The organism is Polaromonas sp. YR568, from assembly GCF_943369415.1.
Classification (GTDB): Bacteria; Pseudomonadota; Gammaproteobacteria; order Burkholderiales; family Burkholderiaceae_C; genus Polaromonas.
On the sequence record NZ_CALRNF020000002.1, the window covers coordinates 47,715 to 66,166 of the forward strand.

Below are 18,452 nucleotides of genomic sequence, written 5' to 3' on the forward strand. Positions count from 1 at the left end.
ATTAGCTGGTTAAAGCTGGTTGATTAACCTTCCGCAACACGGCTGGACCGATTAGCGGATGCGACTGTGGCAGGAAGGGCCTTCAGGTACAACCCTGGATTGTGCCACCGAACTGTGACAGCGGAAAGACCATGGTTATGCCCATTTCGAATGGACCACGGCCTTACATACCCTCACATGTCGGCTTTTACAGTTAACGGACAGTTGGGGGCAAAACTTCAGCCGGCAAGGCCCGGATTGCCCGCCACACCCACTAATTTCGGCGTGTTGGGCTTGACGGGTTTGATGACTTTTTGCGTCTTGAGGTAGCTTTCCACGACTTCCCAGACCGGCGGGCCGGCGTTTTTGCTGGCCTCGGCCACCGGCGCCCAGCCGGCCACCTTGTAGGTCTTGCCGGCCTCGATCAGCTTGCCGCCCAGGCGCATGTCCTGGATGCGTTCGCCCATTTTGGCGCCGGGCTCGCAGGTGTAGGTCAGGCCGCCCACGCGCACCATGTCGCCGCCCTGCTGGTAATACGGATCGGGGTTGAACAGGTTGTCGCCCACGTCTTCGAGGATGGTCTTGATCATGTCGCCGCGCATGTCGGTCAGCGTGGTCCAGGGGTAGCTGATGGCGGTCTGGTCCATCACATGCTCGCGTGTGATGGCCTGGCCGGGCAGCAGCGAAGTGCCCCAGCGGAAACCCGGCGAAAACGCGATGTCGGCGCCGCGCACCTTCATCAGCGCGTCGAGGATCAACTGGTCAAAACTTCCGTTGAAATTGCCGCGGCGGTACAGCGTGCCTTCGGTCACGGCGAGCTTTTCCGCCAATTTGCCGGCATAAGGCGCCCTCACCTTCGCGATCAGCTCGTTCATGGCCGTGTCGGCGGGCAAAAGATTGGCGAACACCGGCAGCAGGCGGTAATGGAAGCCGGCCACCTTGCCGTCCTTGACGTCCAGGTCCAACACACCGAGGAATTTGCCGTTGCTCCCGGCATTGGTCACGATGGTCTGGCCGCCGGGGTTTTTGACGATGACGGGCACCGGCACCCCATCGTGGGTGTGGCCGCCCAAAATCGCGTCGATGCCGGTCACGCGCGAGGCCATCTTGAGGTCCACGTCCATGCCGTTGTGGCTCAGCAGCACCACGGCCTGCGCGCCCTTGGCGCGCGCTTCGTTCACGGTTTCCTGCATCTCGCTTTCACGGATGCCGAAAGTCCAGCTGGGCGTGAGCCAGGCCGGGTTGGCAATCGGCGTGTAGGGAAAGGCCTGGCCGACGATGGCGACGGGCACGCCGTTCATTTCCTTGATCACGTAAGGCTTGAACACCGGGTCGCCGAAGTCGCTGGTCTTGACGTTTTGCGCGACGAAGTCGATCTTGCCGGCGAAATCTTCTTCAACAATCTTCTTGATGCGCTCCTCGCCGTAGGTGAAGTCCCAGTGGCCGGTCATCACGTCCACGCCCAGCAGCTTGGCCGCGTCCACCATGTCCTGGCCTTGCGTCCAGAGCGCCGTGGCGCTGCCCTGCCAGGTGTCGCCGCCGTCCAGCAGCAAGGCGCCGGGGCGCCCGCCCTTGAGTTGCTTCACCAGCGTCGCCAGATGCGCGAAGCCGCCCACCTTGCCGTACTGGCGTGCGGCCCGCTCGAAGTTGAGGAAAGTCAGCGCATGGGCTTCGGGCGTGCCCGATTTCAGGCTGGCCGCCTTGAGCAGTTGCTCGCCCACCAGATGCGGCGCCTGCCCGCGCATGGCGCCCACGCCGAGGTTGACGGACGGCTCGCGAAAATAAATCGGCAGCAGTTGGGCGTGGCAATCGGTCATGTGCAGCAGGTGCACGTTGCCGCTGCGCGGCAGCTCGTACAGGCCGGCGGCCTGGGCGGCGCCGGCCTCACGCTGCAGGGGAAAACCGGCGGCCAGGGCGGCCGCCATGACACTTGCAAACTCGCGGCGGGAGAGATTCATGGCGTTGGACATCCTGCCCGGCGCGCCAGGCATGCTTTCAGTTTGCGGTCGGCCGGAGGGCGGCCGGTTATTTGTTGACGGGTGAGTTCGGATCCAGCAGCAGCGCCATCACGTCACGAATCTGCTGCTCGTTCAGGATGGACGCGTGGCCGAACCTCGGCATGTCGGAACAGGCGTTGTAGGCCTTGGCGTTCCACAGCTTGCCCCAGGTGTAGTCGACGATGGGCTTGCTCTCGGGCGAAGCCGGGTTGCTCACGCCGCGCAGCTTGCCGTAGTTGTAGAGGCTGGGGCCTATGGAGCCGAAGGACAGCTCGGACTTGCTGATCTGGTGGCAGTTGTAGCAGCTGCCGCCGTTGGCTTCGCCGGGTTTGTCGCTCCAGGTCAGGCCGCGGCCGTTCTGCGCGATTTTTTCGCCTTCACTCCAGCTGCCGAGGTATTTGCCGTCCGAAGGCAGCTTCACGGTCTGCAGGTTGGCCTCTTCAATGGCCTTGGCGAGCTTTTCGTCCAGCGGCTTGCCGGCCGCGTCGGAGCAGGCCTGGTTGGAGGCGTCCAGCGTCAGCCGCTCCATCGTGGCGATGCCCTGCTCGCGGAAAGAGCTTTTGAGCACTTGCTGCGTGGCTTCGTCGACCTGCTGGGCGGAGGGTGCAGTGGCACAACTGGTCAGGAAGAAGGCGGCGAAAGCCAGGCCCGCCGCGGACAGCGCTGCTTGTGTGTATGACTTGTTCATGTGGTTTTTCCCGGTGCCGGATTAACGTTTCAAGGCGGGCGCGATCGAAGCGCCGCCCTTGCTGTTGACGCCCATGAACACGCCCAGGGCGATGGTGGCGTCCGAGGCATAACCCGGGAAGGGGAAGCGCTGCTGGCGGTAGCAATCGTTCAGGCGGCGCTGCATGCTCCACAGGTCGCCGCTGGAGACACGGTAGGCCGGCCAGGCGCCGAAGCCGTTGCCGGCGCCGGGTTGTTTGGTCAGGTTGGGCAGGTCCTGCAGGCGCACGCGCTTGTTGTCCTCGCCGTGGCAGGACGCGCAGGAGAAGTCGTAAGGGCCGCCGCGAAGGTAAAACACCTTCTTGCCGACTTCGTACATCAGCTTTTCCTTGGCGTGCGACTGCGGCACGTTGAAAGCCATGTCGCGCGATTCGGCCGAGATGTAGGCCACCAGCGATTCAATCGATTTCTGCTCGCCGGCGCCGAAAGGCGTCTTGGCGATCTCGGCGGCGTTAAAGCCCTGCAACTGCTCCATGCAGGTCAGCAGGCGCGACTCCATGTCCTGCACACGCTGGGTGTCGGCAAAAAAGCGCGGCAGCTCGACAAAAGCGCCTTTGAGCACACCCGGGCCTTTGCCCAGGTCGCATTTTTCCAGCGAGGCGTTTTTGGGGCCGCGCGCCTGTTTCCAGAGGGCTTCGCCCTTGGCCTCGTACAGCTCGGCGGGGTTGCCGTCGGCCAGCATGGCGCGGTATTCGGCAATGCCTTCGGCCGTGGTCTTTTGCGCGGCCGCCGGCAGTGGCGCGGCGGCTATCGCGGCCAGGGCCGCCAGCCCAAACAGGCTCAATTTCATCGTGGTCTCCTCAAATATTGTTGTGGGCGGCGGGAACTCAGGAAATGACGGCTTCGTCGGTCCGCTTGTCGCCGCGGTTGTCGGTCCAGCTGACGGCGATCTTGTCGCCGGCCTTGCCGCCCTTGAAGCTGAACTGCACAAACGGGTTCTTGGACACGGCCGTGCCCCACTGGGCGCTCATGACGGTCTTGCCGTTCCAGGTCGCGTTGATCTCCTGGATGAACCAGGCCGGCACGGTCTTGCCGGCGGCGTCCTTGCGCTGGCCGCTTTCCATTTCATGGCTCACGAGCACACGCACCGTGGTTTTATCGCCTTGGGCCTGGGCCCGGATCCGCATTGGGTCTGACATTTTTTTCTCCTGATTTCAAGGTTGGATGTGATGGACGGGACTGGCGCGAATTAACCGCCGCAGCCGCCGAGCGTGACTTTCACTTCCTTGACCGCATAGAAGTACTTGTCGCCGGCCTTGGCCAGCGCATAGACGTTGGAGGACTGGCCCATCTTGATGTTGGTCGAGACGTTGGCGTCGGTGCCGGCCGGGATTTCGAACATGGCGGCCAGCGCGCTCGGGTTCTTTTCAACAACGAGCGCGATCTGTGTGGTGCCCGCGATGTTGCTCTGGGCGCCCACGCGCACCACGTTGCCGTTTTCGGCAATCTCGGGGGCTTGCAGCAGCAGGTCCTTGCTTTCGACCGGCGCACTGGTGGCGCCCATGGCCTTGGCCGCGTCGGCCAGGGACTTGCTCTCAAAAGCGGCCTTGTTCCAGCCCGGGGCGTTTTGCGCGTAGGCGGGGCTCAGGCCCGAGGCGGCGGCCAGGGCCAGCGCCGTGGCGCCGGAACTGCTTGCCAAAAAATCACGACGTTCCATGGTGAACTCCTTTTTATATAACTTGAATGTCTGAAAACTTATCCCGATTGGACACAAAAATTCAAAATTGCGGGAGGGTATTTCTCCCAAGCATGCCGCAAAAATAACACCGCAGTCCGCGTGCCCTACTTCGCCGCGCCCTGCGCCAGCCATTGGGAAATCTGCGCCGACTCCGCCGCGCTCAAGGACTGCGCGGGCATGGGGATCGCACCCCAGACGCCTTGTCCGCCGGCCTTGATTTTGCCCGAGAGGTAATTCACCGCGTCGGCACGGTCCTTATATTTGTTGGCTATATCCTTGAACGACGGGCCCACCAGCTTGCTGTCCATGCCGTGGCAGGCCACGCAGGCGTTTTTCTGCAGCAGCGGCATGACGGAGGCGGCGCCGGGCGCGGCGGCTTTCACCGGGACGGCCGCCTGCGCTGCCGGAACAGGTGCTCGCACAGCTTCAGCCTGGGCTACAACCAAGTCCGATTTTGCCCCCGCAGCCAGCGGCGGCCGGGTCGTGTCGATCCCGCGGCTTTCGCCCACCAGGCGCGACTGATCGGCCAGGTTGCCGTGGGCGTTGCGCGCATAGTCCGGCAAAAAGCTTTTGACGACGGCTTCGGTCTTGCAATTCGCCATGCAGTTGGAGCCCTGCACGTCGGGTTTGGCCGTGCCGCCCAGTTCCTTGCCCGGCCACATGGCGTGCGCGGTCGTCATGCCATTGCGGTTGGGCAGGCGGGCCTGCACTTCGCGGATGTTGGCATCGGACAGCGTGAAGTCTTCCGGCAGCACATTGCCCAGGAACAGGATGTAGGCCGTCGCGGCGTAGACCTCGTCCGCCGTCAGCGTCTTGGGGGCCGTCCAGGGCATGGCGCGGTTGATGTAGTCCCACAGGGTCGACAGCGTGGCCACTTTCATCAGCGTGGTGCGGTTGGGCTGGTTGGCCCCGGGCATCAGTCCGTCGACGCGGCCGCTCTTGATGTCCTGCGCCGTGGTGCCGCCTGCGATCGGCGTGAACACCTCGGACGACTCGGCGAAGCTGCCGTGGCAGGACGCACACTGCGCCTCCCACAGCACTTCGCCCTGGCGCACCGAGCCCTGGCCTTTTGGCAGGCCTTTGAAGTCGGGCCGCACGTCGATGTCCCAGGCCCTGATTTCGGCGGGCGTGGCGGTCCTGCCGACATTTGCCAGCGCCACCTGGCGCGCGGCGGGTTGGGCCTGGGCGAAAGCTGAGCCCAAGGTGCAAAGCACCAGCAGCAGCGAGTATGGAGCGTGCTTAAACCTGGACATTTTTCACCTCGCCGTTTTCTTCCAGCGACCATGACTGGATGGCGTTGTTGTGATAAATGCTGCGCGAGGCGCGCACCTTGCGCAACTCGTTGTAGCTGGGCTGGACCTGCCCGGTGTCGTCCACCGCCCGGCTCTGGAAAATCGCCGGCTTGCCGTCCCAGACAAAGTCGGCATTAAATCGCGTCAGGCACTTGGCCAGCACCGGCCCTTCGAGCCGCGCCTGCGTCCAGTTGCGCCCGCCGTCCACCGACACGTCGACCCGGCGTATCTTGCCGCGCCCGCTCCAGGCCAGGCCGGTCAGGTTGTGAAAGCCTTTTTGCAGCAGCACCTGGCCGCCGCTGGGCGAGGTGACCACGCTTTTGACTTCCTGGATGCTGGTGTACTGCCGGTGCAGGCCGCTGGGCTGCAGGTCCACGTAGTGGATGGTTTCGTCCTTGGTGCCGTAAGGCATGTCGCCCACCTCGATGCGGCGCAGGTATTTGATCCAGCTCACGCCCTGCACGCCGGGCACGATGAGACGCAACGGGTAGCCGTTTTCGGGCCGCAGCATTTCGCCGTTCTGCCCGTAAGCCACCAGCACCTCGCCGCTCATCACCAGGCTCATGGGGATGGTGCGCGTCATGCCCGAGCCGTCGGCGCCTTCCCCCAGGACGAATTTGGCGCGCTTGAGGTCGGCGCCGCACAGCTCCAGCAGGGTGCGCAGCGGCACGCCGGTGAATTCGCTGCAGCTCAGCATGCCGTGGGTGTACTGCACCGTCGGCACGGCCGCATTGCCCCACTCCATGCCGGTGTTGGCGCCGCATTCGATGAAGTGCATGCGGCTGACGCTGGGCAGGCGCATCAACTCGTCCATGTTGAAGACCATGGGGCGCTTGAGCATGGCTTCGTCCGAACCATTGACCATCAGGCGGTGTTTGGAGGGATCGATGTCCCACCAGCCCTGGTGGTGGCGCTCAAAATGCAGGCCGCTGGGCGTGATGATGCCGAACAGCCCCTGCAGCGGGCAAAAGCTCACGCTGGCCTGGCCGACGCGCGTCAGGCCCGGGCTCTCGCGGCGCTGCAGGTTTTTCTCGAATTCGCTGGGCAGGCCGTAGCCGCGTGCCGCCACCGGCTGGCCCAGGCCCTTGCTGTGGGGCGGCAGGTTCAGGATTTCAGGCTCGCCCTCGGCTGCAGCCGCGCCTTGCGCAACAGCCCGGCCCGCGGCCAAGGTGCCGGCTGCAGCGGCGAAAGCGCCGGCCAGAAAGCCGCGGCGCCCTCCCCGCACCTCTTGTATCTGCTCGCGCGACAGGAAATTTTCAGGGGCGCGCTGTAGGAATCGGTTCAACATGAATGGCGTCTTTCGCTTCAGGCGTCTTGCGCTCCGGAGCGCGGCGACAGGCTTTGCCCCACGGGCAGCGCGCCCGGCTCGTCCAGTTCAATGGCGATTTGCGTACAAACGCTGCGGCACAGCGCCACCGCTTTTTCGCTTTGCACCCGGTAAATCACCTGGGTACCTTCCTTGCGTTTGGCCAGCACGCCGGTGCGGTAGAGCACGGCCAGGTGCTGCGAAAGATTGGGCTGCGTGGTGTCGATCTCGGCAAGCAGCTCGTTGACGGATTTTTCGCGTTCGCACAGGGCGCTCAGCACCCGTAAACGCATGGGCGTTGCCAGCACGGCGAACAGCTCGGCCGCCAGTTCGAACACCCGCCCTCTTTCGACCTGGGCACTGGCCTGGATCATCTGGTCCATAGTGAATTCTTCTTAATATAAGTAATGACTAATATTATTCATCCAAATTGAGGAGCCGCACCCCGTGAATACCCTCGGCCGCCTCTGAAAAGACGTTTCAACTTGGTGAATATCACCAAGCCGGTGCGAAAGCCGCCAAAGGTGTTGCCACAACACCATCGCGCCCTCTGTAGCAGGTGTAATAAAAGCCCTGAATACCCCCTCTGCGTGATATAAAACTTTTGTTGCTTACGGGTGGTTACCTAAGACACTTCAAAAATAATACTTATGTACTCAAACAAACTATTCACGGGTGGGATGCTCGTACTCCTTGCCAGCCTTGTTACAGGCCTGGCGCATGCGGAAGTCGACGCACTGGTCACCAGCGCGCGTGCCTTGCTCGACCAAAGCCAGGCCCAGAAAGCCTTCGACCTGCTGGAGCCGCAAGAGGCCGCCCGCGCCGGCGACCCTGATTTCGACACCGTGCTGGGCATTGCCGCCAACGAAACCGGCCAGTTCACCCGTGCGGTATTTGCCCTGGAACGCGTGCTGGCCGTGCAGCCCGGCAATTCGCGCGCACGCGCCGAACTCGGCCGCGCGCTGTTTTCCGTCGGCGACACCAAGGCCTCGCGGCAGGTGCTGATGGAAACCAAGCAGGACAACATCCCCGCGGAAGCCGCCGCCACCATCGACCAGTTCCTGCAGGCCATAGACCGCACGGAAGAAGCCGCCCGCTCGTCGGTCAAGCCTTTCCTTGAAGCCAGCATCGGCTACGACACCAACATCAACAGCGGCCCCGGCAATCCCAACGTGGCCGTGCCCGCCTTCGGCGGCCTGGTCTTCACGCTGAACTCCGCCGGTGTGGAAACCAAGGATGCCTTCGTCAGCCTGGGCGGCGGCCTGTCGGCCCGCTATGTGGTGGACCCGCGCTGGTCGCTGATCGGCAATGTCTACGGCAATGCCCGCGCCAACGCAAAGTACAGCGACTTCAACACCGGCCAGGTCGACCTCAACTTCGGCGCCAGCTACCGCTACGACAAGCACGAGTTCTCGGGTGTCGTGCAGGCCGGCACCTATACGGTGGCCGGCTCGCGCGCCCGCGACCAGCAGGGCCTGGTCGGCGAGTGGACCTACCGTATCGACGGCTTTCGGCAATGGAGCACTTACATCCAGTGGGGCGACCTGAGCTACCCGGGCCAGTCGCTGCGCGACGCGACCCGCACGGTGGTCGGAACCTCCTACGCGCACGCCTTCCGCGACACCAACATCGTCGTGTTCGGCGGCGGCTATGTCGGCACGGAAAAAGAGCGCGCCTCGGGCGTGCCGCAACTCGGCCATCACCTCTACGGCCTGCGCGCCGGTATCCAGAAGACCCTGTCGGACACGCTGGCACTGTTCGCCAGCGCCGGCTACGAAGACCGCAAATACGGCGGCACCGACCCGCTCTTCCTCGTCACCCGCCATGACCAGCAATGGAACCTGAACCTGGGGCTCAACTGGGTGCCCGCCAAACTGTGGCGCGTCACGCCCCAGCTGGCCCTGACCTCGGTGAAATCCAACATCGCGATCTCCGACTACAACCGCAGCCTGTTCTCGGTAACGCTGCGCCGCGATTTCTGACACCAGACGCCCCACAGAGCGAGCACCGGCACCCAGGCCCCGACAACGTGAAACAGACATTCCCCTTCCAGCGCGCCGCCCTCGCCATGGTCGTGGCTGCGGTGTTTCCCGCCCAGGCTTTCGCGGCCGGGTCGGCCGGCGTGGCGCAGTTCATTGCCGGCGACGTCAACGTGCTGCGCGCGAACGGCAAGACGGAGACGCTGGCCAAGGGCAAGGCGCTTGAAAGCGGCGAATCCATCCTGACGGGCAACGGCGGCCGCGCGCAGGTGCGCTTCACCGACGGCGGCTTGGTGTCCCTGCAGCCCAACACTGAGTTCAAGATCGCCAACTACGTAGACGAGGCCGATCCCAAACAGGACCGTTTCCTCGTCGACCTGTTGCGCGGCAGCATGCGCGCCATCACCGGGCTGATCGGCAAGCGCAACCGCGAAAACTACAAGGTCACCACCACCACCGCCACCATAGGCATACGCGGCTCCGGATTCAGCGTGGGCTACAACCCCGACGGCTCGCTGGGCATCACCACGGAACTGGACGCCATCGAGGTCTGCAATGCCGGCGGCTGCGTGGGCCTGACGGCCGGCGAATCGGTGCGCGTGATCAACAGCTCCCAGGCGCCGGAGCGCACCAACGTGCGGGCCAACGTGCCGACACCCGCTCCCGCCCAGGAGGTGGTCGTGGCCGGCAACCAGACCACAACCGACGGCAAGCCCAGCGTGGTGCCCCCGCCGCCGCCGCCGGAAAAACCCGTGGTCACGCCGCCGCCCGCGGTGGTGGAAAAGCCGCCCGCCAAACAGATCTACACCGACCTGGCCGTCGGCGTCGCCTTCACCGATCCCGCGACGTCAAACGCGGCCGCCGAAAGCTACCACCCCGACGCCAACATCGCCGTGCTGGCCGGCATCCTCAGTGGCAAGCCGGTCGACTTCAGCAGCCTCGACAAAGCAAGCAACGTCCTCACCGAGTTCCGCAGCACCGGCAGCGCCCAGGTTGAAACAGGTACGCTGGGCGCGCCGGCCGATGCCGACTTCATCGGCTGGGGCAGCTGGGTGACGGGCGAGAAGGTGGTGGCCGGCGTGGCCACGGCGATTGAATCGGCGCATTTCGTGATGGGCCGGCCCACGCCGACGGCCCAGATGCCGGCCTCCGGCCTGCAGGGCATCTACGAGTTCGCAGGCGGCACGGCCTACTCCAGCATGCACGGCGCCGGCCAGCTCGTCGGCGGCGCCATGACGGCGAATTTCGGCGGCGCCAGCCAGGGCTACGCGAATGTCGACCTCACCACGCGCTTTGGCGGCACCGACTACACCACCAGCCTCAGCATCGACATCAACGGCTCGAAGATCACCAGCAGCACCGCAGGCGTGAGCGCCGCCGGTTTCTTCACCGGCAGCAACGCCAGCCGCGCGGCGATGGTCTACAGCAAACCGATCGACAACGCAGGCCAGGTTTCCGGCGCGGCCGTCTTCCGGCAGACCAGCCTGGGCTCGCCCCCGTCCTGACCCGGCCCGGCACATACCGCACCGCACCACAGAAATACCCGGAGAAACCACCATGACCCCGCACTTCAAGCTTCAGCACACCGTCCTGGTGATGGCGCTGGCGGCCATCTACCCGCTGCAGTCCGCGGCGGCGCCTTCCGCAGGCGTGGCCCAGTTCATCGTGGGCGACGTCAACGTGCGCCGCGCCGACGGCGGCACCTCGCCGCTGGCCAAGGGCAATGACATCGAAAGCGGCCAGGCCATCCTGACAGGCGCCGGCGGCCGCGCCCAGGTGCGCTTCACCGACGGCGGCCTGGTGTCCCTGCAGCCCAACACCGAATTCAAGGTCGCCAACTACGTCGACAAGGCCGACCCGAAAGAAGACCGCTTCCTGGTGGACCTGCTGCGCGGCAGCATGCGCGCCATCACCGGGCTCATCGGCAAGCGCAACCGCGAGAACTACAAGGTCACCACCAGCACCGCCACCATAGGCATACGCGGCTCCGGCTTCAACGTCGGCTACAACCCCGACGGCTCGCTGGGCGTGACGACCGAACTCGACGCGATCGAGGTCTGCAACGCCGGCGGCTGCGTGGGCCTGACGGCCGGCGAATCTGTGCGGGTGGTCAACAACACCGATGCGCCCGTGCGCACCAATGTGCGGGCGAACGTGCCGACACCTCCCGCCGACACACAGCGTGTCGACATCGAGAAGGTCGACAAGGAGGGCAAAAACATCTATGTCGGGCCTCCGCCTCCCGATCCAAAACCCACCCCCAAGCCGGATCCGGTCCCCACGCCAACCCCGCCCGATCCGAATACCGGCACCTTCACCAACCTCACTGCGACGGCGACTTACTACCTGCCGACCAATTCCGGCCCGGGCACCGTATCGGCCCCCGGCACCGCAAGCTCCGCGACATTGAACGCCGGAAAATTGACCGCGCTCAGCGCGGCCGGCAAGGATTTCACACCCACGACCACCGGCAGCGCCGGCTCGGTTGGCTCCATTGCGGATGGCGACTTTATCGGCTGGGGCTCGTGGACCACGGGCACCAGAAACCCGGGAAGCAGCGCGGTCGGCGACCTTGCTTACGTCATTGGCCAGCCAACCCTTGTCATGCCCACAACGGGTTCCGCCACCTACTCGGTGATCGGCCAGACGCCGGTCAGCGCCTATGACACGTCAACCAATTCGGCCATGGCTTCGGGCACGCTGACAACCGCCTCGTCTTCGCTGAACGTCAACTTCAGCACCGGCAAGGTCGGCGTGACCATCGCCACGAGCCTGGGCGGCTTCACGGCTTCCAACATCAGCGTCTCGGGCTCACAATTCAGCTACGCCAATGGCGGCCCGATCTATAACGTCGATGGCTTCTTCAGCGGCGTGAACGCCACCCGCGCGGGCCTGGTGTACACCGGCACCAACGGGAACACCCGTTACTCCGGCGCCGCTGTCTTCAAGACACCTTGAACCGGGAAGAACCGTTCACGTTCAACGCAGGTAAAAAGCCAGGTCGCGCTGCGTGGCCTCGTCGCCATGCACCTCCACGGCTTTTTGCCTTGCCGCCAGGCCGATCCGGCGGCGAAGTCCGGCCGAGCCTTCCAGCGCCATCAGGGCGTCATAAGCCTGCTCCTGGGATTCGATCAAAAATCCCGAGAGCCCGTGCTCCATGACCTCGGCATAGCCGGCGGCCGAGTGCGCCACCACGGGCAAACCGGCTCCCATCGCCTCCAGCACCACACGGCCGTAGGCCTCGGTGAACATGCCGGTGCGGTAGAACATGGCATCCAGCGAACGGTAAAACGCGGGCACCGGCTCGGCCCCCGCCGGCAGCAATTCAATGCCCGGCTCCCCGTCCAGCCCCGGCGCCAGGCAGGTGCCGCCCATGATGCGGACCCGTATGCCCCGGCTCGCCAGCATCCGGTACAGGGCCAGGTCGTGGGGATGGTGCTTGTCCAGGAAATCGCGGCTCACCCGTCCGACGGTGAAGGGCCGCGGTGCGGTTGCGGCACCGGGTGACTCGCCAAAACGATCCGCTGCCACTTCCAGAAAGGGCGCAAGTTCCAGCAAGCTGGGTATGACACGGCCAGGCAAGGCGGCACTGCGTTGCAGCAACCTTGAAACAAAAACGAGGTCTGGATCGAGGCCGGTTGCTTCGCGCACACCTTCGACGATGGCAAAAAGCTGCCGCTGGTTGGAAAGATTGTGAAGAAGGATGATCCGCTCGAACCGCGTGTATTTGAGCCACATGCCTGGCTGCAGGTGCACACCGCCCATCAGCAGCACGCCGTCTTTCGGGAACTGGTGGGCAAAGGGTTGAATCGCGGCAATGCCTTCGGTGGCATAGGCCGGGTTGACGGGAACGTCCGACCAGAGCTTCACCGGCCGTCGTCCGGCCAGCAGGCGCTTGAGGTCCAGCAGCTCCCTTTCGGCGCCGGTATACAGCTCACTGAAGTGCCCAAGCAAGTGCAGGGTCGTAGACGATGCCGAAGCAATGGAATCAGTCATTTCCACCGATTATCCCCGCGCCGCCGGCACCGTGAGGCGCCCGAGGTACCACATAATCCCGACATGCAAGACAGCAATCCAGGCGCACCGCAGCAGGACTTCACGCGGCACGGCGGCGCAAGAGATCACAACGACTGGATGTCGCGGGGCACGGAGCTGCACGCAGCCGGCCGGCTCGAACAGGCGCTCTTCGCCTTCGAGCAAGCCCTGGTGCTGAGCCCGCAGGATGTCAATGCCGTGTCGGCTTGTGCCACGCTGCTCAGCCTGCTTGACAGGCCCGCGGCCGCCTACAGGACATTGCTGTCCATGGAAGACCTTCTGATGCAGGATGCCGACGGTGCAGCCAACCTCGCCATCGCCGCCGAGGCTTGTGGCGACCTCGCGAAGGCCGATGCCGCCTATGCCAGGGCCTTGCAACTTGACCCCGGGCACCTGCGCTCGCTCAACAACGTCGGCATCCTGGCGGCGAGTTCGTCGCAGTGGGACATCGCCATCGGCCTTGCCCGGAAGTGCGTGGAGCTGCAGCCCGGCCATGCACCGCACCATGCCAACCTGGCTGAATACCTTTCGGGCGCGCGGCGCTATGCCGAAGCGCTGGACACCGTCGCCGCCGCCATGGCGAGTTTTCCCTTGGACAAGGACCTGAAAATACGCCACACCGTCCTTCTCGCTTTTCACGGTGAACTGGAAAAATCGGACGCCGCATTAAAAACCCTGCAAAGCGAAGAGCGCCGGCTTCTTGAAGAATTTCTGTTGAAACTCGACGGCCCAGGCGATGCGTACGACCGCGCTGCCAGCCGGGCACGCAAGCTGGCGCCCCAGCCGCTCGACGCACTGCAAATCCATACCGACCAGGCAGTGCGGAACATGGCGATAGCCGACTGGCGGACCAATGACAGGTTCGCCGCATTGCTGCGTGAAGCCCTTGCCCAGAATACCGCCAATGGCTCGAACCGCAACTGGGGCGACACACCGTTTTACGGCTTGCTGCTGGGCATGCATGAGGCCGAGCTGGCGCAGATGCGCAGCGAATCCGTCAACGCGATGGACGCCCGGCTCAAGGCCGCTCCCGCGGTCATTGCCGAATTTCGAAAACCAGTGGCCCGGCAGGACGGCCGCATCCGCGTGGGACTGGCCGTGCAAAGCCTTCATGACGCGCGCCAGCTCCAGGCGCTCGAACAGCAGCTTGCACACCACGACGCAAGCCGCTTTGCGATGCATGTCTACGCCTTCACGCCGCAGCCGGGCCCGCAGCCGGGCGAGTTGCTGCTACCCCATGCGGAAAGCGTCAATGAGATCGGCCACATGACAGGCGCGGAAGCCGCGGCGCGCATCCGGCTGGATCGGCTGGACCTGTATGTCGAGATGGCTTTTGGTTCACCCTGGAGCCGGCAAGACATTGCGGCCATGCGGGTGGCGCCCGTGCAGTTGCGCCAGCCCGGCCTCTACCGGCGCCACGTGCCCGGCCATTGGGACTACAGCATTTCAGACCCGTACGTCCATCCCGACGGCGCGGAGCCTTCACAGGATGCGGCCCTTGTCCGCCTGCCGCATAGTTGCTGGCTGGCAAGCGCCGGCGCGCAGGCGGCAGGTGGTGCGACATCGCGCGAAGACGCAGGCCTTCCTGTGGACGCGCTGGTGCTGGCTTCATCCCTCTCCCCCGCACTGCTCGACCCGCACAGCTTTTCGGTGTGGATGAAAATCCTGCGTGGTTTGCCCGACGCCGTGCTATGGCTTCCCCAGTGCGGCATGGCGGCAAACAACCTGGCGCGGGAAGCTCAAGCGGCTGGTGTCGGCCCGGCACGGCTGCTTTTTTCCACGCGCATGGAACGGGCCGGGGCCTTGGCCGGCCTGCGGCACGTCGACCTGTTTCTGGACAGCTTGCGGATCAACGCCGTGCAAGGCCTGGAAGACGCTTTGCACCTCGGCGTGCCGGCCGTCAGCTGCGCGGGCAGCAGCGTGGCCTCACGCATGGGCGGCGGCATGCTGCACGCCGCTGGCCTGGGGCACTGCGTCCTGGACAGCGCCGAGGCTTACCAGGCCGAAGCCGTGCGCCTGGGGCGCAAGCCCGATGCGCTGCAGGACCTGCGCAAGCAGGCCCAGGCAGCTGTCGCTATGACGCCGCTGTTTGACCTGGCCGCGCGCGTGCGGGACTGGGAAAAGGCCTGGACCACGATGACAGAGCGCTCACGCGCCGGCTTGCCGCCGGCCGCCTTTGACGTGGCCCCGGCTTAGGCCGCGGACTTGCCGGCGGGCAACTCGCACACCTCACCCGTAGGCGCCAGGCCGGCATGCGCCTTGGCTTCGGCGATGCCTACGGCGCGCGGCAAGGCGACGCCGTTCTTCACCGCCGTGAGTTCGGCCAGGATGGACACCGCGATCTCGGGCGGCGTCTTGCTGCCGATGTAGATTCCTATCGGGCCGTGCAGCTTGCCCAGTTCTTCTTCCGTCATGTCGAAGTGCTCGGCCAGCCGTTCGCGGCGGCGCTGGTTGTTCACGCGCGAGCCGATGGCACCGACGTAAAAGGCCTCGGAGCGCAGCGCCTCCATCAGCGCCAGGTCGTCCAGCTTGGGGTCGTGCGTGAGGGCTATCACCGCGCAGCGCGCGTCCAGCTTCATGGCCTGCACCACGTCGTCGGGCATGCCGGTGGCCAGCTCAACGCCCTCGACCTGCCAGCTGTCCCGGTATTCCTCGCGCGGGTCGCACACCGTCACCGCGTAGTCCATGCCTTGTGCGATCTGCGCCACGAAGCGCGACAGCTGACCCGCGCCGATGATCAGCAAGCGCCAGCGCGGGCCGTGCAAGGTCACCAGCGCGGCCTCGGACACCTGCATGGACTGGCTGGGCTGGGCCGTGCCCAGCGTGACGGCGCCGGTGTGCAGGTCCAGCCGGCGCGCCACCAGCTCGCCGGCCTGCAGGCGCTGCAGCAGCTCATCGATGCCGCTGGTGTTCGTCAAAGGCTCAATCGCCAGCTCGATGGTGCCGCCGCACGGCAGGCCGAAACGGCGCGCCTCGTCGGCCGAGACACCGTAGGTGACGATGGCCGGCTTCGCGCGGTCCAGGCCCTCGCGGCGGGCCCGGTCAATCATGTCGTCTTCAATGCAGCCCCCCGAGACCGACCCCACCACCCGGCCGTCTTCGCAGATGGCCAGCATGGAACCTTCGGGCCGCGGGCTGGAGCCCCAGGTTTTGAGCACGGTGACCAGCTCGCAGCGCAGGCCCGAGGCCAGCCACAGCGAGCAGGTTTTCAGAACTTCGAGGTCTATGTTGTCCATGCGGCAAATGCTAGCAGGCCACGGTCATTTCCGCCTCGGCACCCAGGCAATCCCCCTGCGCATCAGGCCTTCGCCAGGTTGTCGTTCAGCGGCAGCGTGCGCACCCGCTTGCCGGTGGCCGCGAACACCGCATTGGCCACCGCCGGCGCCACCAGCGCCGTGGCCGGCTCGCCGATGCCGCCGGGTTTCTCGGTGCTGGGCACCAGGGTGATGTCCATCACCGGCGACTCATTCATGCGCAGCACCGGGTAGTCGCCGAAATTGGTTTGCTGCACCCGGCCCTTGTCCAGCGTTATCTGGTTGTTCAGCGCGGCGGAGAGGCCGAAGACCACGCTGGACTGGATCTGCGCCTGCACCGTGTCCGGGTTGACCATGCGGCCCAGGTCGGCCACCACCGTCATTTTGTGCACCGTGACCTGGTTGTCCTTGACCGAGATTTCCGCCACCTGCGCCATATACGTGTCGTAACCCTCCATCAGCGCGATGCCGCGGCTGCGGCCGGCCGGCGCCGGCGTGCCCCAGCCGGACTTGTCGGCCGCGAGTTTCAGCACATTGGCAAAGCGCGGCTGTTTCTCCAGCAGCGACATGCGGTAGGCGTAAGGGTCCTTGCCCGCGGCCAGCGCCATTTCGTCCACAAAACTTTCGTTGGCAAAGGCATTGAGCGCATGGCTCACCGAACGCCAGTAGCCCACGCGCAGCCCGCTGTCGTGGATCACCAGGTCGTACTGCGTGTTGGGGATGTCGTAAGGCATGGCGCCCGCTTCGGCCATGAAGGGATCCAGCGTGTCCTTGGGCAGGCCGAAGGCGCGCTGCGTGATGGACTGCGAAGTCAGCTTGAAAGTCAGCGCCACCGGCTTGCCGTCGGCCCCGAGGCCCGCCGCGAGCTGGTTGACGGCCATCGGCCGGTAGAAGTCGTGCGTGGTGTCGTCCTCGCGGCTCCACAGCAGCTTGACGGGCTTGCCCACGGCCTTGGAGATCTGCGCCGCCTGGACGATGAAGTCCACCTCCAGCCGCCGGCCGAAGCCGCCGCCCAGGAAGGTCGTCTTCAACGTGATGTCTTCGGGCTTGATGCCCAGCGCCGCGGCCACGCCCCCTTCGGCACCCTGCTGGAACTGCGTCGGGCCTATCAGCAGGCATTTGCCGTTTTTGTAGTCGGCCGTGAAGTTCATCGGCTCCAGCGTGGCATGCGCCAGCAGCGGGGACACGTATTCCGCCTTCAGCGTCTTGGCCGCACCCTTCATCGCGCCGGCCGCATCGCCCTTCACCGGCACGATGGGAATCGGCTTGCCGCTGTCGGCCGCCTTGCGTATGCCGTCCAGCATGCTCGCGTTGCTGATGGCCGCGACCGGGCCTTCGTCCCACTGCACCGTCAGCGCCTGGCGCGCCTTGAAAGCATGCCAGTAGCTGTCGGCCACCACCGCCACGCCGTCCGGGATCTGCACCACGTCGATCACGCCGGGCATGGCTTTGGCCTTGGCCGCGTCAAAGCTGGTGACCTTGCCGCCTATCACCGGACATTGCTCCAGGCTGGCGTAGACCATGCCGGGCAGTTTCACGTCGATGCCGAACTCGGCCGTGCCGTTGACCTTCATGGGCGTGTCCAGCCGTTTGGTGGGCTTGCCGACCACGGTGAAATCCTTCGGATCCTTGAGCGCCACGTTTTCCGGCACCGGCAGTTTGGAGGACGCCTCTGCCAGCGAACCGTAGGTCGCTTTCCTGCCGTTCGGTCCGATCACCATGCCGTTCTCGGCCTTGAGCGTGGAGGCATCCACATTCCATTTCGCCGCCGCGGCCGAGACCAGCATGGTGCGCACCTGCGCGCCCGCAATGCGCAGCTTTTCCCAGCCGTCGCGCACCGAGGTCGAGCCGCCGGTGATCTGCGCGCCCAGCAAGGCATTGGTGTAGACCTTGCCCGGCGGCGCGATCGCGACCTTGATCTTGCGGATGTCCACGTTGAGCTCTTCCGCGATCAGCATGGGCATGGAGGTGTAGACACCCTGCCCCATCTCGGAACGCGCCGAGATCAGCGTGATGGTGTTGTCGTCGGCAATATGCACCCAGGCATTCGGCGTGTACAAGGTGCCGGCCGCCTGCGTGGCCAGCGGCAGGCCCAGCGTGACGCCCATCACCAGCCCGCCCGTGACGGCGGACGAGGTCTTGAGGAAAGTGCGGCGGCTGGTGGCGCCACTGGCGATCAATGTGTTGGTGTTCATGATCGTTCTCC

15 protein-coding genes are annotated in these 18,452 nt (G+C 65.1%); 4 read left to right on the top strand and 11 right to left on the bottom strand.

Annotation, left to right across the window (positions count from 1 at the left end; all coding sequences use genetic code 11):
* Window positions 1-218 precede the first annotated feature (218 nt).
* The 8 genes from soxB to ACLV74_RS01700 form a co-directional block, all read right to left on the bottom strand.
* On the bottom strand, window positions 219-1,937 hold the full coding sequence (gene soxB, locus ACLV74_RS01665) for a thiosulfohydrolase SoxB (RefSeq protein ID WP_411877626.1): 1,719 nt from the start codon (window positions 1,935-1,937) through the stop codon (window positions 219-221).
* A gap of 67 nt (window positions 1,938-2,004) precedes the next feature.
* Window positions 2,005-2,664 (bottom strand): sulfur oxidation c-type cytochrome SoxX, encoded by a 660-nt coding sequence (gene soxX / locus ACLV74_RS01670; RefSeq protein ID WP_411877627.1) that lies wholly within the window; start codon window positions 2,662-2,664, stop codon window positions 2,005-2,007.
* A gap of 21 nt (window positions 2,665-2,685) precedes the next feature.
* On the bottom strand, window positions 2,686-3,492 hold the full coding sequence (gene soxA, locus ACLV74_RS01675) for a sulfur oxidation c-type cytochrome SoxA (RefSeq protein ID WP_411877628.1): 807 nt from the start codon (window positions 3,490-3,492) through the stop codon (window positions 2,686-2,688).
* 37 nt (window positions 3,493-3,529) lie between these two features.
* Window positions 3,530-3,841 carry a thiosulfate oxidation carrier complex protein SoxZ gene (gene soxZ, locus ACLV74_RS01680; protein WP_411877629.1) on the bottom strand — a complete coding sequence of 104 codons (312 nt, stop codon included), beginning with the start codon at window positions 3,839-3,841 and terminating at the stop codon, window positions 3,530-3,532.
* A gap of 50 nt (window positions 3,842-3,891) precedes the next feature.
* Window positions 3,892-4,359 carry a thiosulfate oxidation carrier protein SoxY gene (soxY, locus tag ACLV74_RS01685; RefSeq protein WP_007871152.1) on the bottom strand — a complete coding sequence of 156 codons (468 nt, stop codon included), beginning with the start codon at window positions 4,357-4,359 and terminating at the stop codon, window positions 3,892-3,894.
* 125 nt (window positions 4,360-4,484) lie between these two features.
* Window positions 4,485-5,633 carry a c-type cytochrome gene (locus ACLV74_RS01690; RefSeq protein WP_411877630.1) on the bottom strand — a complete coding sequence of 383 codons (1,149 nt, stop codon included), beginning with the start codon at window positions 5,631-5,633 and terminating at the stop codon, window positions 4,485-4,487.
* A complete protein-coding gene (soxC, locus tag ACLV74_RS01695; protein WP_411877631.1) occupies window positions 5,620-6,960 on the bottom strand; it encodes a sulfite dehydrogenase in 1,341 nt (446 codons plus the stop codon). Before soxC ends, ACLV74_RS01690 begins: the two co-directional genes overlap by 14 nt.
* 17 nt (window positions 6,961-6,977) lie before the next feature.
* Window positions 6,978-7,361 (bottom strand): ArsR/SmtB family transcription factor, encoded by a 384-nt coding sequence (locus ACLV74_RS01700; RefSeq protein ID WP_411877632.1) that lies wholly within the window; start codon window positions 7,359-7,361, stop codon window positions 6,978-6,980.
* Between the two features lie 297 nt (window positions 7,362-7,658).
* Here ACLV74_RS01700 and ACLV74_RS01705 point away from each other — a divergent pair, with 297 nt between their 5' ends.
* Genes ACLV74_RS01705 through ACLV74_RS01715 form a run of 3 tightly spaced genes read left to right on the top strand, consistent with a single transcriptional unit; the run spans window position 7,659 to window position 11,915 of the window.
* Entirely contained in the window at window positions 7,659-8,960 is a 1,302-nt protein-coding gene (locus ACLV74_RS01705; protein ID WP_411877633.1) for a surface lipoprotein assembly modifier, read from the top strand.
* 47 nt (window positions 8,961-9,007) lie between these two features.
* Complete coding sequence (locus ACLV74_RS01710; RefSeq protein ID WP_411877634.1) at window positions 9,008-10,462, top strand: FecR domain-containing protein; 1,455 nt, start codon at window positions 9,008-9,010, stop codon at window positions 10,460-10,462.
* Between the two features lie 52 nt (window positions 10,463-10,514).
* On the top strand, window positions 10,515-11,915 hold the full coding sequence (locus tag ACLV74_RS01715) for a FecR domain-containing protein (protein WP_411877635.1): 1,401 nt from the start codon (window positions 10,515-10,517) through the stop codon (window positions 11,913-11,915).
* Window positions 11,916-11,936: 21 nt separating this feature from the next.
* On the opposite strand, the gene ACLV74_RS01720 is transcribed toward ACLV74_RS01715, so the two are convergent.
* Window positions 11,937-12,953 (bottom strand): glycosyltransferase, encoded by a 1,017-nt coding sequence (locus tag ACLV74_RS01720; RefSeq protein WP_411877636.1) that lies wholly within the window; start codon window positions 12,951-12,953, stop codon window positions 11,937-11,939.
* Between the two features lie 63 nt (window positions 12,954-13,016).
* Between ACLV74_RS01720 and ACLV74_RS01725 the strand changes: the two genes are divergently transcribed.
* The gene (locus tag ACLV74_RS01725; protein WP_411877637.1) at window positions 13,017-15,188 is read left to right on the top strand and encodes a hypothetical protein; all 2,172 of its coding nucleotides are present in this window, start codon (window positions 13,017-13,019) and stop codon (window positions 15,186-15,188) included.
* Here ACLV74_RS01725 and ACLV74_RS01730 read toward each other — a convergent pair.
* Both ACLV74_RS01730 and ACLV74_RS01735 read right to left on the bottom strand, forming a co-directional pair.
* Entirely contained in the window at window positions 15,185-16,228 is a 1,044-nt protein-coding gene (locus ACLV74_RS01730) for an XdhC family protein (protein ID WP_411877638.1), read from the bottom strand. The two genes, ACLV74_RS01725 and ACLV74_RS01730, sit on opposite strands and share 4 nt — an antisense overlap.
* Window positions 16,229-16,290: 62 nt before the next feature.
* The gene (locus ACLV74_RS01735) at window positions 16,291-18,441 is read right to left on the bottom strand and encodes a molybdopterin cofactor-binding domain-containing protein (RefSeq protein WP_411877639.1); all 2,151 of its coding nucleotides are present in this window, start codon (window positions 18,439-18,441) and stop codon (window positions 16,291-16,293) included.
* Between the last annotated feature and the right edge of the window lie 11 nt (window positions 18,442-18,452).

Bases quoted from the DNA above. Each gene is read 5' to 3' on its own strand.
- ACLV74_RS01690 (WP_411877630.1), bottom strand. From the start codon at position 5,633: ATGTCCAGGTTTAAGCACGCTCCATACTCGCTGCTGCTGGTGCTTTGC.
- soxB (WP_411877626.1), bottom strand. From the start codon at position 1,937: ATGAATCTCTCCCGCCGCGAGTTTGCAAGTGTCATGGCGGCCGCCCTG.
- ACLV74_RS01720 (WP_411877636.1), bottom strand. From the start codon at position 12,953: ATGACTGATTCCATTGCTTCGGCATCGTCTACGACCCTGCACTTGCTT.
- ACLV74_RS01715 (WP_411877635.1), top strand. From the start codon at position 10,515: ATGACCCCGCACTTCAAGCTTCAGCACACCGTCCTGGTGATGGCGCTG.
- ACLV74_RS01705 (WP_411877633.1), top strand. From the start codon at position 7,659: ATGCTCGTACTCCTTGCCAGCCTTGTTACAGGCCTGGCGCATGCGGAA.
- soxZ (WP_411877629.1), bottom strand. From the start codon at position 3,841: ATGTCAGACCCAATGCGGATCCGGGCCCAGGCCCAAGGCGATAAAACC.
- ACLV74_RS01700 (WP_411877632.1), bottom strand. From the start codon at position 7,361: ATGGACCAGATGATCCAGGCCAGTGCCCAGGTCGAAAGAGGGCGGGTG.
- soxA (WP_411877628.1), bottom strand. From the start codon at position 3,492: ATGAAATTGAGCCTGTTTGGGCTGGCGGCCCTGGCCGCGATAGCCGCC.
- ACLV74_RS01725 (WP_411877637.1), top strand. From the start codon at position 13,017: ATGCAAGACAGCAATCCAGGCGCACCGCAGCAGGACTTCACGCGGCAC.
- ACLV74_RS01735 (WP_411877639.1), bottom strand. From the start codon at position 18,441: ATGAACACCAACACATTGATCGCCAGTGGCGCCACCAGCCGCCGCACT.
- soxX (WP_411877627.1), bottom strand. From the start codon at position 2,664: ATGAACAAGTCATACACACAAGCAGCGCTGTCCGCGGCGGGCCTGGCT.
- soxC (WP_411877631.1), bottom strand. From the start codon at position 6,960: ATGTTGAACCGATTCCTACAGCGCGCCCCTGAAAATTTCCTGTCGCGC.
- ACLV74_RS01730 (WP_411877638.1), bottom strand. From the start codon at position 16,228: ATGGACAACATAGACCTCGAAGTTCTGAAAACCTGCTCGCTGTGGCTG.
- soxY (WP_007871152.1), bottom strand. From the start codon at position 4,359: ATGGAACGTCGTGATTTTTTGGCAAGCAGTTCCGGCGCCACGGCGCTG.